The 15,298-nt window shown below is 57.2% G+C and carries 4 protein-coding genes; all 4 read right to left on the bottom strand.

Annotation, left to right across the window (positions count from 1 at the left end):
- Nucleotides 1–200: 200 nt before the first annotated feature.
- On the bottom strand, nucleotides 201–5,954 hold the full coding sequence (locus tag B9N88_RS23555; protein ID WP_051429368.1) for a hypothetical protein: 5,754 nt from the start codon (nucleotides 5,952–5,954) through the stop codon (nucleotides 201–203).
- Between the two features lie 207 nt (nucleotides 5,955–6,161).
- On the bottom strand, nucleotides 6,162–12,719 hold the full coding sequence (locus tag B9N88_RS23550) for a hypothetical protein (protein WP_139202119.1): 6,558 nt from the start codon (nucleotides 12,717–12,719) through the stop codon (nucleotides 6,162–6,164).
- A 153-nt stretch (nucleotides 12,720–12,872) separates the two neighbouring features.
- Nucleotides 12,873–13,778, bottom strand: coding sequence for an AraC family transcriptional regulator (locus B9N88_RS23545; RefSeq protein WP_027606399.1), 906 nt, complete (start codon nucleotides 13,776–13,778; stop codon nucleotides 12,873–12,875).
- Between the two features lie 72 nt (nucleotides 13,779–13,850).
- On the bottom strand, nucleotides 13,851–15,140 hold the full coding sequence (locus B9N88_RS23540) for a glycosyltransferase (RefSeq protein ID WP_027606398.1): 1,290 nt from the start codon (nucleotides 15,138–15,140) through the stop codon (nucleotides 13,851–13,853).
- Nucleotides 15,141–15,298 lie beyond the last annotated feature (158 nt).

The following is a 15,298-nucleotide window of genomic DNA, read 5'->3' as shown; positions in this document are numbered from 1 at the left end:
AGGCACTATCTGTCGGAATTATAGGACCGGTTCCCATCATTATTTGCATATTGTCGAGCTCCCATGGGTTCATGACTTTTGTGAATGTCTAGGATGAAACAGGTGCAAACCTATTTCAGGCCTAGACAGGTATCGATGACTCTCTGGATTTCTTCATCAAGTGGCCTGACCGTTTCCATTGGGTCTCCATCCTGATTCGGCTATACAGTTTGTTGGGTGACGGCTTGCGTTGTGTCAAGGCTGATTGGTCGGGTCAGATCTCTAACCCGGGCAATATCAAATCTGCGCTGTGCCATTGCATTGATATCAAAGGCACCGACGTTATATTTTGGTCCCGTGAATAAGTTGCCAAAATGGTTGAGTCCTTTGCCGACTTCGCCACTGTTCAGTGTTTTTTCCAGCCCGGCTTTCATTGATGTTTCTGAATTGAATGTCGCCAACCCATAGTTGGGATCGTAATAAAACCAGTTCTTTTTGCTGGCGTCGACGGGGTCGATCCTAACCCCCGCGAGCATGGCATGATCTTTCGTGGCGATCAGCAAGGTCTTCGAAGTCTCGGCGTTACCCAGTGTTGTGCCAATATCCTTGTAGGGCGTGAGGACGCCTGAGGTCCCGGTTTGAAAGGTGCTTTGTCTGTCTACGTTAGCTTGCAACGCTGACAGCTCTGAGATGAATTTGGAACCGCCAGCGGACTTCGGGTTGGCCATGGCCATATTCACGTTATCGATCACCGTGTTTTCGGTGCCCTCCGAGAGCGCGAGCGCCATCGTATTGGACAGGGCAGCACATTCACCGTCTGAGCCTGGTTGTGTCAGGGCAAGATAAAAGGCTTGGGACATTCCACGACTGGTTCCGCCCGCACCCTCTACTTCTCGATTGAACGTCTCCATGTTGATGCGGGAATCGGCAATGATGAGTTTTTCCCGTTGCCGAACCAGGCTTCCCACTTGTTCGGCGCTTAGCTGGGTGTCTGCGATCAGTTGTTTGATTCGGTCTTTGCCCATGTCGCTGCTGTAGCCCGGTATAGTTTCCGGTTTCAAGCTGTTGTAGCCGGTTTTAAAGGCTTGCTCATCTCTTAGCTGCGAGTTCACGACGTTCATCTCGAATCTGGCGGGCATATCCGGATCGGGTTCGGCATTGGAAAAAAAGTCAAACAGGCCATTGACGTTGCGTTGGTTACTTTCGGGCACGAATCCTTTTAGCGCAGGCCCATCAGCCGCCATTGTCTTGGGGTTATAGGCATACCACTCGCCGTCCTGGAACATGGCCGTGAGCTTGACAAGTGCAGAGTTATCGCCACTTCTCACCGTGCCATCAGCCATGTCCGCAGTCGGCACAAACGCCTCTCCAGTTGGCCTTGTATATTGGCCGCCCTGCATTCTGCTCACGGAGCTGAACGCCTCCTCGGTGCCGGTGGCAGTCAGGTCTTGGAGCACAATGCTTTCTGTTTCCTCGATCCCAAACCTTTCGACGAATTTCGCCGAGGCCTTGGCCGCCGCCCAGGCCGCGCCGGATTTGGCCACATTCCAGAGTTTGCCGACGCCCTCGGTAAATACGTAGATCGCGATATCAACGCCCAGGTCTTTTACCGCGTCCGCATATTCACCGTTGTAGATGTCCACGAGGCTCGAGCCTCCCGGGAAGAAGCGCAAACCTTTTTGGAAGTAGTCACTGAGCTCCAAACCGTTTTCAACAGCGTTGTTCAGCCCACGTTGTGTAGCGAGTACAGCCGCCTTGTTCAAGTACACGCTGTCAACCAGCACCTCGGAGAGGTGCTGTATTCTCGTTCCGTCATAGCTGGAAAGGTCAGTTTTGTCGTTCTCCGCATATAAGGGTCGCCTGCCGTGTGCAAAGTGATCCGGGTCGACGAGGCTGCCTTGATCAAGGCGTGTTATGAGGACCTCGGATTTGATGTTCGGTTTTGGTTCGGCGTTGGTTTGAAACGCGGCTGTATCGACGGTTTCTTCGGTGGTTTGGCCGTAAGGTGCTCTCTGTTCGATATTGGGGACCGGCACTATTTTTCCATAGGCTGGATAGATCGCGAACGTTCTGGACTGCTCCTTATGGGTGAACTGCATCAGGATGCCACTACCGGTGCCTTTCACTTGCAGGATTGTCGCGGAGCCATTGTTGACGATGTCTCGGTCCGCCAGCGGGAGCTGGCTGAACATGTTTTTGAACAGGGAAATGGTGTGGGTCCTGCGTAGGGCGAAGTCTTTTTCAAATTCCCGATTGAATTCCTTGTTGATATCAACCAGCGTGGCGCGTGCGCGAAGGGCATCGAAGTCGGGCCCCCTCTCTGACTCCCAGCGCCAGCCTTCATTCAGGCGGCCGGATTCATAGACCTCGACAATACTTGCCCGAGTATTGGAAAACATTCCTAACGGGCCAGCCATTTCAGTGAGGTACGGACGCTTATAGGGGATATCGGCACCCCATTTTTCCCTCAGCTCTAACAGGGCCATTTCCCTTCTGCTTGGTGGGTCGAAATTACTCAAGTAGTGCCTGGCCCTGGAGATATCATCATTTTGTTTTTTGAGCTTCTCCTGGCTGCTGGCGAGCTGTTCAAGGGTGTATTCGTCCTTGTCATTTCTCACGATATGGCCATTCACGATGGCCCAATCCAACACCGGGTTCATCTGGGCGACAGAGTGCAGTTGGGATTCACGTTCGGAAATGGGGCTGATCCGATGAAGGTCCATGACTTGCCCGAAGGTCATACCCGAGGCGGCACCAGGAGCATTCAGTTCGATCCGATTGACGGCGGTCATAAAGCTGACCCATTCGGTCGAGCCCAGTGTCAAGGCCGGTGGCACATCTTTAACCAGCAGATGGGGCGCCCCCCCCGTCATCAACAGGTGCGCGGCGACGGGCGCAAGGTTTGCCGGGATCTTTCCATTTTTGGTCAAGTGGTTGTTGAACCGCTCACGAATCTTGTCCGTGCCCAACCCCCACATATCCGTATGCATCAGATCAAAGCCTGCGAGGCTATTGCGTGAGGTGTCGGCCTCGGGATCAAGCTCCAGTACCAACGCGGTCAGTAGCCACTGCTTGAGACTGGTCGAAGTGACTGCACCCTTCATCTCGGTTTGCAGATTCGTGGCCAGTTCCAGGGCGCTGTCGCTGGACAGCAGTTGGTCCAGCGCTTGGGCAGGGCTGTTGCTGAGCTTGGGCACTTGGGCATTCAGGTAGCTCAGGAGGTTGGGATGGGTGCCGATGGATTGTTTTACGAAGGTACTCACGGCCTCGCGTTGGGCCTTGTTCAGCGGGAGGGCCGTGGCCAGAAACCCCCAGTTATTACCCAGTGTCGGCGCTTGCGGCAGGGGAGTCTGCAGAGCCTGTAACAGGTTACCGATCTGTTCGGCCGATTTCGCCTCGTACCAACCCCGATCCGCGAGAAATTTCTGCACGGTTGTCACGCCTTTAGGCTGATGGGACGAATCCGGGTCGACAATGAAGCGCGTGGTGTCGTCGTTATCGATGTTGCCCTGCTTGAGCTGATTGATCAGCGCATACCGATCGTTGCTGTTACCCAATGCGGTTTTTTGCTGGTTCAGCCCATTCACTATTCGTTCCGGGTGGTCGGGTTTCCTTGGGAACTTCTTCGTGCTGCCCAGATGCGTCATGCTGCGTTCGAATGCCGGGCTGCGGGGGGCCGTATCGATGCCATAAAAACGGCCTATCCAGCCCAGCGGCACGGCGTTGCTGCCGGCTTGAGACAGCGTGATCTGCATCATAGGCGTCGTAAATACCTTGGCGGCGTGGAGTACCGGGGCCAGTACGTCGAAATGCTCGGGGTAGTTTTTCGCAAAGTCGGCGGCGCTGAAGCGCCGGTCAACGCCGTTGATTTTACCGATCAGCGCTTCGCCATCGGAGGCAAAGCGCAGAGAGGTCAAATCAACGTTGTATTTCTGCGCCCAGTCGGTAAAACCACGCGCCTTGATGGCTTTGTGCAGGTAACCGAGCCATTGGCCGAACAAGCTGTCAGTCGGGATCGGTCCGACCATCCTCGTCGAGGCTTGGGCGGGATTGTTTTTCAGCCCGCGCATTGCGCGATACGTGGCGGTGGCCAGTGCGCTCTCGGCGCTGGCCAGGGCGTCTTGCGGGGACGGTGCGCGCTCCACCGTCGCGCCGAGACCCGACTCCGCAGCGGCCGCCAGGGTTTCAAGTTCAGAGCCGGTAATGGGTGTTTTGGTAAGCTGTTGAGTGATTGCGTACTGAAGCTCACCTACAGCCGTAGACGAAGTGCTGTCCGCGCGGGGGGCAGTGAGTGCCTTGAAACCGTTGTTACGGGACATCTCGATACTTTTATCGAGAAGCGAGATCAGCTCGCGTTGCCGCCAGTCGGCTTGTTGGCCGTTTTGTTGACGCGGGATCTCTTCGTTGTAAAAGCGCAGGACATCATACAGCGATGCAGAGGGCGGAGTCGGGTATTGAACAAGACGCTCCTGTCCAGCGTCCATCTGCTGGACTGCATCTTTTATTTCTTCCCAGACGACACCCCAGCCCGAAAGATCGTTCGGCTTAAAGAGGGTGTCCTTGCCATTCACCTTGCCTGTCAGGTCACCGGTGACGGGGTGGATACGCACGCTGCGGGGCTCAACGTTGTGCTCTTGTACAAAGGTGGTAAAGGCACTGCCGGTCAGCGCACCCAGGAGGTTTTTGCGCACCTGGTTGAAGGTCGAATATTCCGGGATATTTGTGAGCACTGGCGGGAATTTGTCGCCTTCGATTCGGGCTTGAGGTACGAACCTCATCAGGGCCTGGCTGCACTGCTGCGCCAGGGTTTGATCGGCTTCCTGGACCTTTTGCTCCGCAGTCAAAGGTGTGAACTGCTCAAGTCGCAGTTTCAACTGATCCGGCGGCAAATCCATGATCCGTTGGCTGGCTTCTCGCTGTCGCTGTTTGACCGGTGCGTAAACGGCCGCGAAGTGCGGGTCGGTGTTGCTGAAGGCGCTGAAGGTGCCCTCGCGCTGCAATTGTCTGATGCTGAGCAGGATGTCGTCGGTTTGAATTCTGCCCAGTTGCGTGCCGTAAAACGAGGCTATGTTGTAAGCCGATGCGTGTTCCCTATCGTGGAAAATGACAGCGCCTTGTTTCCCCGCGAGGACTTTTCTGACTGCGCCTACCACTTTGGCCGCCGCAGCTTTCCAGTCCGCGTCCCGATGCAGGTAGAGGTTGACCGGGACGTTGTCGCGCATTTCGGTCAGTTGTCCCCTGGAGTTGATCGTCAATCCAGAAACATCGATCTTCCTGGCTTCGGCAAACGATTTGAACGGTTCCGAGTGCAGCGCATCGGCCAGTTCGGCCCAGGCTTGGCCGAAGGTTGAGTCGGCCGGGATGGTCACCTTGTCCTCGGCATCGCTGGAGTGACCTTTCTCGACGGCAAGCCGTTGGCGCATCAAGCTATTGGCCACACCTATGGCCAACTGCCGGTCACCACTGTCGACCAGGGCATTGGTGAATTGGCGCAGCGCCGCAGTGCGTGTTGGGGAGGCCGGTTCAGGTGTATGCAGATCTCGGCGTAACCGCGACGGCACAGGGCGAGTGCGGGGCGTGTCAGGTGTTGAGCCGTCAAGTATTTCCTGGATCAGTTGAGCGTAAGTTTTTTGCGAGTCGAGGGCGCTTGGCTGGTTCAGGTGTTGCTCCACCTGATTGCGCAGCGCTGTGTCCGTCAGTGGCTCATGACTGCTTTTAACCAACTGGCTGATGCGCTCGGCTACGCTGGGTTGTTCCTTTGTCACGGCGAACCTGAGCAATTGCTCGATACGTTTACCGGCCGGCGCCAGTCCATCACTCGATTGAGCGGACGCGGGGAACGTTTGAATATCCTTGAGGCGTTTATGAAAAAACTCGATGACTTTAGAGGTTACTGAGCCTATGGGGGGCGTGGGCCGATTCAGCTCGCTTGGAATCGTGGTGCTGACAGTGTGTGGCGGATTAAAGCTGATCATGGGACTGTCCTTTTACCGACGTATTTATAAGAATGGCCTCTCGACAGATACAGAGAGGTACTTCAATACGTGGCCAAGGGACTGATGGGCGTTCCTGTTCAGGGCTGTGAGAACGTTGAGTGATTGTAAGTCTTTGCCTGGATTGGTCAGCGCAGGTTTTGTTGCGTGAAACGCTGCGCTGCCAAACGCCAGGCGTACGAGGGGTCCCTATCCCTGCGCGGCCAACCCGCCGATATACCCATGAGAATAGGGGGTCTTCGGTTTTACGATAAGCTTCTCCAGCCATGTTGGGTCCAGCGGGTCAATGGATTTGCCTCCCTCCAAAATCTTCACGTTTTCGCGGCTCAAGCGCTTCATGACTTCGCTCAACTTCTGTGTGTACTGGCTGGCTGGGCAGACGATATCTGCCCATGCATCGACAATCCAGGCATCCGCCCAAGCAGGTTCCGAGAAGTCTACTGTGGCTTGGGGGAGCGTGGAGGGGCCTCCGACGAAGGTGAACGCATGTGCATCCGAAGCGTGCCATTCGTAAGCGCTGCCACCGTTTTTTTCAATGATGTCCTTGGACAGCAGGGCCATTTCTCCGCAGTTGCCGGCGCCGGCTTTCAAGATCAGGTTCGGGCGGTTCAAGGCATGTTCCGGCACGGTTCTGCGTAACCATTCATTGGTCATGTTTGCCGCCTCTGCGCGTGCCATGTCCGCTTTTGAGCGGACCATATTGCCGGGCCCCAGCCCGGTTGCCTTCATGATGCGATCCACGCTGTTTTTTGCCTGTACTGCATAGAACTCGTTTTTTTGTCCTTGTGTCCAATCGGCGAAATTGTCGGGTGGGTCGACCTTGGTAACTTGATTCGGCCGCAACGCTATATCCGGTTTGCCTATCGCCCTGGTCCGCTGCAATTGGTAGATCACTTCACGCTGTTGTTCGTGAGTAAGGCCTTTACACGACGCTTTTAATTGATCGATGTCTTCTTTCTGGAAACCGGAACGCTCCAGCTCTTTAAAGGCGGAATCCAGTTTGGGCAACGCAATGAAGTTGGCATCAAACGGCATCTCAGTGACACCTTGCCGTGTACTGAATGCGTTGCGGTAACCCTCGACCAGAGAAAAGTCGTGGGGCGTGCATTTATTGAACGTCAGTTCGCCGGTGGAGGTGTCATTCAGCTTGGTGTAGTAAAACTCTGCGGTATCAGCCTCTATCACCAGGTATTTGGTTTTACTTGCTCCCCTCTCCACAATCACGCCTCGAAGTTCACGCTTGTCATTGCAGTCATCGCTGATTTTGTTGAGCGTGACCACACGGGTTTCCTTCGCAAACGAATCACTGGCGTGTGCGCCGGAAAAACCAAAATTGGGATCGTGTTTCAGGCTGCCGCTGATCTGCGATTTGTAGACGATGGGTTTGTTCTGAGGCATCGGGACCAGTTGGGGGCCCATATCGCCATCGACCATTTTGTATCGACGGCGCTCGAAAATGACAAATTGATCACGCCTCAACAAACCTGGCGTCGAGGGGAACAGGCGCTGGTGTTCAAGGGCTTGAAGTTCCCGACGCGATGTTTCGGCAACGATCTCTATTTCCTTGGAAAAGCACGTATCACTGGCCCCGCGCCTGACCTTGCCCTGTGCAACCGGAGGGGCTGGACAGATCGCTTCAAAGCCCTCCAGGGGCTTAAAGTGATCGGCTGATTCCAGATCGCTCAGCACGCCAGGGGTGCGGGTGTCGTAACGGTAGACCTTGCCCTCATTGACCAGATCAAAGCCATGGCTGCGGGGCAGGGTATAGGCATCGGCGGCCAGTGGTTTTTCCGTGACCAGTGCTTGAGTACCGTCCGAAAAGGTCTCTTGTCTCACGACTGAAGACGTATCAGAGACGAACCCTTCCAGGGCTGGCCCGTAAGCTGTCATGGTCTTGGCGTCGTAGGCGTACCATTCGCCATCTTGCCGCACCGCGGTGAGCCTGATCTGCTGAGCGCTGCCGGATTGAATAAGTGCACCGTCGGCCCTGTCGGCCGCCGCGCCCCATTCGCCGGCTGCTTGGTCCACAAGAGGGCTGCCCTGCATACGACTGACTGAGCCGAACGACTTCACGGTGCTGACGGCCGTCACGTCTTTGACCGCCATTGAGGCGACGCCTTTTTCGGCTGCAGATTCAACGACAGTTTCTCCAAATTTGACGGCTGCACCTTCGAAAGCCTCCGCGGCGACTGACCAAACCTTTCCTAATGCACCAGGGACGACAATGCTCAGCGCATCAACTAAGAGGTCCTGGCCGGCCTCGGCATAGTTGCCTTGGTAAAGGTCTTCGACGCTGCTGACGCCAGGGACCATGCGCGCCAGGGAACTGAGCCGTTGAAGAAACGTGGGGCCTTTGGTTTCCAGGGCGTTATAACCGTGGTTGATCGCCTTGTACTCGTCTTTGCGCAGGAAGTGCGAATCGACGCAGATAGTGGCGATTTTCCCGAGTTGCTCATTAAAGAACGCGGGCGCCGCGTTTGAGCGGGTGTCGCGGAATGTGGCCCGACCGTCATTTACCAGCTCCCCATTCACCAGCGTGCTCGGTGTGATGCGGTCGACAATGACCTTGGAGGTCTTTCCGTCTCGTGGCGCCGCCGCCGAATTGAAGGCGGCGAAGTCCAATGGCAATTCATGGGGGCCTTCATCGGCGCCGTCATAAATCTTGCCGAAATTCTTGTTCGTACCGCCCAGGGGCATGGGGTTCGGCAGATTCGATATTGTTTTTACCGTGCCGGCATCGGGGAAGACGGCTACGTCAGTGATGTTGCCGTTGTGTCCGGTCGCACGAAGCAGTAGGCCGTGGCTGCCTTTTTTACCGGTTTTGGCGCTGAGGTGTTGCCACGCACTGGTGTCTGATTCCCGAACGCTGTAGTACTCAATCCTGCCGTTGGCCAGATGGTTGCGGACCTCGGCCGGGAGCCTGGACAGCAGGTCCTTGATAATCACGATCGAGTGCGCGCGACGAGGGACGAAATCGCTTTCGATCGCTGCGTCGTACTGTGTATTGACGTCGGGCAATTGGTTCGCCTGATCATGCATTGCCTGGATAGGGATACGCGCATCCCTGGCTTCCCAGGCAGGAGTGGTCGAGCCACTTGTCAAACTATCGATCAGGTTTGTTGGCTTGTAGGTATCCCCCAATTGTTCGGCTTCATAGGCTTCGACCACGCTCGCCAGGGTGCCGTACAACTGATCGCTCTCTCTCCAGAGGCTGCGTTGTTCATAGGGGATTCCCTTGCCAAATTTCTGCTCGAGGTACTCAAGTGCCAGGGCGCGTCGGGTGGGCACAGGGTTATCCTTGATATAGCGTTTGGCCTCTGCCACAGCAGTGGTTTGTTCACCCAGTGCCTTGATACACGCTTGCAGCAGCTCTGGCGTGTACTCGTCATTGGCATTCCTGCCGATAACGCCATTGATGATCCCCCAATCAATCAGAGGGTTCATTTGCGCCCTGAGCAATTGCAGCTGTTCATGGGCGGAGAGAGGCTTGACCTTGTGGTAGTCCATCACTTGCTTGAAATTCATATGCCGCGTGGCGCCGGGCGCTATTTGTTCGATCCGGTTTACAGCCGTATGAAACATCGCCCATTGGGGTGTGCCCTGAACAAGGGACGGGGGCAGATCCTTGACCAGAAACTGCGGTGCGGCGCCCGACATCAGCAAATGCGCCGCAATCATTGCCTGCGGGGTTGGCACGTTGCCGGCGCCGGGATGATCAAGGTGGAGTGCAAGGCCTTGGCGTATTTCATGCGCAGGCCTGCCCCAGTTTTGCGCCTGCATGAAGTCATAACCCGCCACATGATTGCGCTGCGTGCCGGCCGCTGGATCAAGCTCCAGTACCCACGCGGTCAGTAGCCACTGCTTGAGACTGGTCGAAGTGACTGCACCCTTCATCTCGGTTTGCAGATTCGTGGCCAGTTCCAGGGCGCTGTCGCTGGACAGCAGTTGGTCCAGCGCTTGTGCAGGGCTGCTGCTGAGCTGAAGGGGTTGGGCACTCAGGTAGCTGAAGAGGTTGGGATGGGGGACGATGGATTGTTTCACGAACCTACTCACGGCTTCGCGTTGGGCCGTGCTCAGCGGAAGGTCCGTGGCCAGAAAACCCCAGTTGTTGCCCAATGTAGGAGCTTGCGGCGTAGGTGTCTGCAGTGCCAGTAACAGGTTATCGACCTGCGCTGCCGACGTGGCTCCAAACCAGCCCTGATCCGCCAGGAATTTCTGCACGGTCGTCTCGCCTTTAGGCCGATGGGACGAATCCGGGTCGACAATGAAGCGCGTGGTGTCGTCGTTAGAGAGGTTGCCCTGCTTGAGCTGATTGATCAGTGCATACCGATCGTTGCTGTCACCCAATGCGGTTTTTTGCTGGTTCAGCCAATTCACCATTTGTTCCGGGTGGTCGGGGCTCCTTGGGAACATCTTCATACTGTCCAGCTGCGTCATGCTGGTGTCGAATGCCTGGCTGCCGGGCTGCGTAGTGATGCCATAAAAGCGGCCTACCCAGTCCAGCGGCACGGTGTTGCTGCTGGCTTGAGACAGTGTGATCGGCCTTCCAGGCGTCGCAAATACCCTGGCGGCGCTGAGCACCGGCGCCAGCACGTCGAAATGCTCGGGGTGGTTTTTCGCAAAGTCGGCGACGGCAAAGCGCCGGTCAACGCCGTCGATTTTGCCGATCAGCGCCTCGCCATCGGGGTCAAAGCGCAGGGAGGTCAAATCAACCTTGTGTTTCTCGGCCCACTCGGTGAAACCACGCGCCTTGATGGCTTTGTCCAGGTAGCTGCACCATTGGCCGAGCAGGCTGTCAGCAGGGATCGGTCCGATCATCCTCGTCGAGGCTTGGGCGGGATTGTTTTTCAGCCCGTGCATTGCGCGATACGTGGCGGTGGCCAGTGCGCTTTCGGCGCTGGCCAGGGCGTCTTGCGGGGAGGGTGCGCTCTCCACCGTCGCGCTGAGCCCCGACTCCACAGCGGCCGCCAGGGTTTCAAGTTCAGAGCCGGTAGTGGGCGTGTCGGCAAGCTGTTGGGTGATGGCGTATTGGCGCTCACGTACAGCCGTATACCAGGTGCTGTCCGCGTGGGGGGCTGTGAATGCCTTGAAACCGTTGTTACCGGTCATCTCGATACTTCGGTCGAGAAGCGAGACCAGGGCGGGTAGGCCGTTTTGTTGACGAGGTATCTCTTCCTTGTAAAACCACATGACCTCATACAGTGATGCGGAGGGTGGGGAGGGGTATCGAACGGGGCGTTCCGCTCCAGCCGCCATCTGCCGGATTGCATCGGCTATTTCTGCCCAGACGCCACCCCAGCCCGAAAGATCGTTCGGCTTAAAGAGGGTGTCCTTGCCATTCACCTTGCCTGTCAGCTCACCGGTGACGGGGTGGATACGAACGCTGCGGGCCTCAACGTTGTTTTCTTGGGCAAAGGTGGTAAAGGCACTGCCGGTCAACGCATCCAGGAGGTTTTTGCGCACCTGGTTGAACGTCGAATACTTCGGAACCTCTTTGAGCACCGGTGGGAAATCGTCGCCTTCGATTCGCAATTGAGGTGTGAGTTTCAGCATGGCCTGGCTGCACTGTTGTGCCAGGGCTCGATCGGCTTCCTGGACCTTTTGCTCCACGCTTGAGGGTTTGAACTGCTCGAGGCGCAGTTTCAATTGATCCGGCGGCAAATCCATGATCCGTTGGCCGGCTTCTCGCTGTCGCTGTTTGACCGGCGCGTAAACCGTGGCGTAGTTCGGATCGGTAGTGTTGAACGCGTGGAAGTTGCCCTCGCTCAGCAGTTGTCCGATGGCAAGCAAGGTGTGGTCGCTTTCGATTTGGCCCAGTTGCAAGCCGTAGAAAGCGGCGACGTTGAAGGCCGACGCTTGATTGCGCCCATGGAAATCAACGGCCAGCGAGGTGTCCCCGGCGATCCTTTTGACTGCGGCCAATACCGCCCCTGACGCGGCTGCCCAGCGGGCGTCGTTACCCAGGGAGAAGTCGGCAGGCGGCTCCTTGCCTGTTTCGATCAGGCGGCCTTCGGGAGTCATGGTCAGTTGGGAGAGATCGAGCTTCCTGGCCTCGGCAAACGATTTGAACGGTTCCGAGTGCAGCGCGTCAGCCAGTTCCGTCCAGGCGTGGCCGAAGGTGGAGTCGGCCGGGATGGTCACCTTGTCCTCGGCATCGCCGGAGTGACCTTTCTCGACGGCAAGCCGTTGGCGCATCAAGCTATTGGCGACGCCTATGGCCAATTGTCGGTCACCGTTTTCAACCAAGGCTTCGGCGAACTGGCGAACGGGTGCAATGCGTGGGGCGGAGGTTGATGAAATATCACGGCGCTTTCGGCTCAGGCGCGGCGGGGCAGGGTAAGTGTTTGGTGCACTGGGCGAGGCGCCATCCAGTATTTCCTGAATAAGCTGGGCATAGGTTTTTTGCGGATTGATTGCGCTGGACTGGTTGAGTCGCTGTCCCACCTCGTTGTGCAGCGCTACATCCGTCAGCGGTTCACGTGTGTTCTTGATCAACTGGCTGATTTGTTCGTCCAGGCTGGACTGTTCTTTGGTGACCGCAAACCTGAGCAACTGCTCGATGCGCGTGCGGTCTGGCAACGGTATATCACTCGCTTGGGCGCTCGCCCGCATGGGTTGAGCGCCGTTCAAGCGTTTAAGAAACAGCTCGATGACTTGGGGTGTCACTGACCCGGCAGGTTTTGTGGGCAGATTCAGTTCCTTTGGAATGAAGAAACCTGGCGTGTGCGACGGCCGAACATTGATCATGGAACTACCCTATGCCTGCGTAGATTGAGTTCCCCTCTTGCTGGTTAAACGAGAGAGGCACTTCGCTAAGTGGCCTGGGGCTTGTTCCACGTTCCTGTTTGGGGTGGGAATTGCCGACACGCTTTGTAAGTACCTGTTTAGTTAGGTGCTGGGTCAGGCCAGGTTTTGTTCCGTCAGACGCTGAACTGCCAAACGGCGGTAGTGAGAGGGGGTCATGCCCTTGAGCTGCTGAAAGCGCCGGTTGAAGTTGGAAATGTTGTTGAAACCCGACTCGAAACACACATCCGTCACGGCCTTGTCGCCATCGGCCAGCAGCTCGCAGGACTTGCTGATGCGCAGCCGATTTACAAACTCGATAAACGTGCGCCCGGTCGCCTGCTTGAACACCCGGGAAAAGTACGTCGGCTTCATCCCCAGGTGCTCCGCCACTTCCTCCAGGGGCAACTCGCGCGCGTAGTGGGCGAAAATGTAGTCCACCGCGCGGTTGGTGCGGTCGATACTGTGTTCATCCGCCAGTTGCGGCGTGGTCACGCCGGACAGCAACTGGTAGTCCTCACAGCTGCTCAACACTTCCAGCAGGATAAAGAAGTGCCCCAGGCGCGCCATGCCCCGGGCATCTTCGATACGCTGCATCAGGGTCATGGCCTGGGCGATGGTTTTCTTGCAGCGAAACTCGATGCCGGACTGCGCGCGCTCCAGCATGGGTGTCAAGGTCTTGAGCTCGGCGAAAATATGGCTGCCCTGCTCGAACAGCTCATCGGTGAAGTTCACCAGCATGTCGCGCTTGGGCACCACTTCGTCTTCCTCCACCTGGCTGATCCAGTTGTGGGGCAGGTTGGGCCCTGTGAGGAACAGGCTTTCCGGATAGAAGTTGCCGATATAGTCGCCGATAAACACCTTGCCGGAACTGGCGACGATCAGGTGCAGTTCGTATTCCTTGTGGAAATGCCAGCGCACCAGCGGGCAGGGGAAACCATGCTGGCGATAGATGATGGACAGGCCGTTGTGATCGTCCATCAGCTCGTAGGAAGGGTCAGTGATACGCGTTGCTCGGGTCATGCTGCCGTCGCTTTATTGTGGTTGCTGCTGGGGATAATGCCCCCTCGCGCACGACCTCGCCAGCGCCGCGGTTCACAGGCTACGGTTTTTCGCCTCGATCCACTGGGACATGTACTGCGTACTTTTATGGGCATGGTGGCGCAGCATGCTGCCGGTGAAGTTGCTGCGGCGATGGGCGGCGAGGTGGCTGCGGCAGTGTTGCAGGCACTCCACCAGTGCAGGCCCGTGGACAGTGCGGTCATAACGGCCGGCAATCAGTTGGCGCCCATCCTGCTGGGCCTGGGTCCAGCGTTCGCGATCCTGATAAAGCGCCACGGCCGCCGCCGCCAGGGCTTCGGCGCATTGCTCGATGGCGCCGGGCCATGGCCGCTCGTCGCCCATGGCCTCGGCGCCGATGGGGGTGGTGATATTGGGGGTGCCGCAGAGCATCGCATCGGCCAGCTTGCCCTTGATACCCGCGCCAAAGCGCAGGGGCGCCAGGCAGATGCGCGCGGCGCTCATCACTTGCAGGGCATCTTCGGCCCAGTTCATCACATGAAAGCCCTGCGCCGGGTTGTGCAGGGCGGTGGCCTTGGGCGGGGTGTAGGCGCCGTAGATATGCAGCTGGGCACCGGGCAATTGCTGGCGAATCAATGGCCAGACGCTGTTCTTCATCCACAGTACGGCGTCCCAGTTCGGCGCATGGCGGAAGTTACCGATGCTGAGGAAGTGTGCACGCTCTTCGAACGGTACGAAGGCCTCGGTTGGCGGCGTCATCATCAGCGGGCACCAGTGGAGCAGGGCGGCGGGCAGCTTGAACTGTTCGGTGAGCAGGCGGATTTCCACGTCGGAGATCATCAGGCTGATGTCGCAGCGGTAAATCGCGGCGATTTCGCGCTTGGCCAGGTCGGTGTCGGCCATCAGTTGGAACGCCTCCTCCAGGGCCGGGGCGAACAGCGCGCTGAAGTCGTCGCTGCCCGGGTGGGCCTTGAGGTGCGCCTTGAGGCGCTGCTGACGGGCGTCGCGCAGGCTTTGCAGGTCGGAGGTCTCCAGCACGCGCAGGGCGTCGGGGCAACACTTCTCCACGCGCCAGCCAAACTGTTCTTCCATCATGAAACGGTCGAACAGCACGATATCCGGGGCCAGTTCGCGGATAAAATCGTCGAAACTGCTGTTATTGAGCTCAATCGCGCATTCGGCGATGCCCAGCGCCAGCAGGTCGGCCTTGTGCTCGCCCAGTGCTGCCGGGCTGCTGAAGGTAATATCCCAACCTTGCGTAAGAAAAGTTTCGAGGATCTGTATCATATGCCCGCCCGCGGCCGAGGAACGGGGCTCCGGCCAGACATAACCAATGACCAGGACTTTGGTGGCGGGCTGATTCATTAACAACGGTTTCCTTGGAGGGCAGGCGCAAAGCGCGCAATTAAACCACAACCGCGTGGCATGACAATTTGTGTCTGGCGGTAGGTAGCCACGGTACTTTGTGGTTAACTTCCGCCTCTCGAATTCGTTTAACCAAAACCCAGCATAAGGATTCTGTT

Origin of the sequence: Pseudomonas sp. LAMO17WK12:I1, from assembly GCF_900177315.1 — a bacterium.
GTDB lineage: Bacteria > Pseudomonadota > Gammaproteobacteria > Pseudomonadales > Pseudomonadaceae > Aquipseudomonas > Aquipseudomonas marginalis.
Note: the sequence above shows the minus strand (reverse complement) of the source record. Positions and strands in the feature narration are given on the sequence as shown.

Excerpts from the sequence above, each read along its gene's own strand:
- B9N88_RS23545 (WP_027606399.1), bottom strand. The coding sequence starts at position 13,778 with ATGACCCGAGCAACGCGTATCACTGACCCTTCCTACGAGCTGATGGAC.
- B9N88_RS23555 (WP_051429368.1), bottom strand. The coding sequence starts at position 5,954 with ATGATCAGCTTTAATCCGCCACACACTGTCAGCACCACGATTCCAAGC.
- B9N88_RS23540 (WP_027606398.1), bottom strand. The coding sequence starts at position 15,140 with ATGAATCAGCCCGCCACCAAAGTCCTGGTCATTGGTTATGTCTGGCCG.
- B9N88_RS23550 (WP_139202119.1), bottom strand. The coding sequence starts at position 12,719 with ATGATCAATGTTCGGCCGTCGCACACGCCAGGTTTCTTCATTCCAAAG.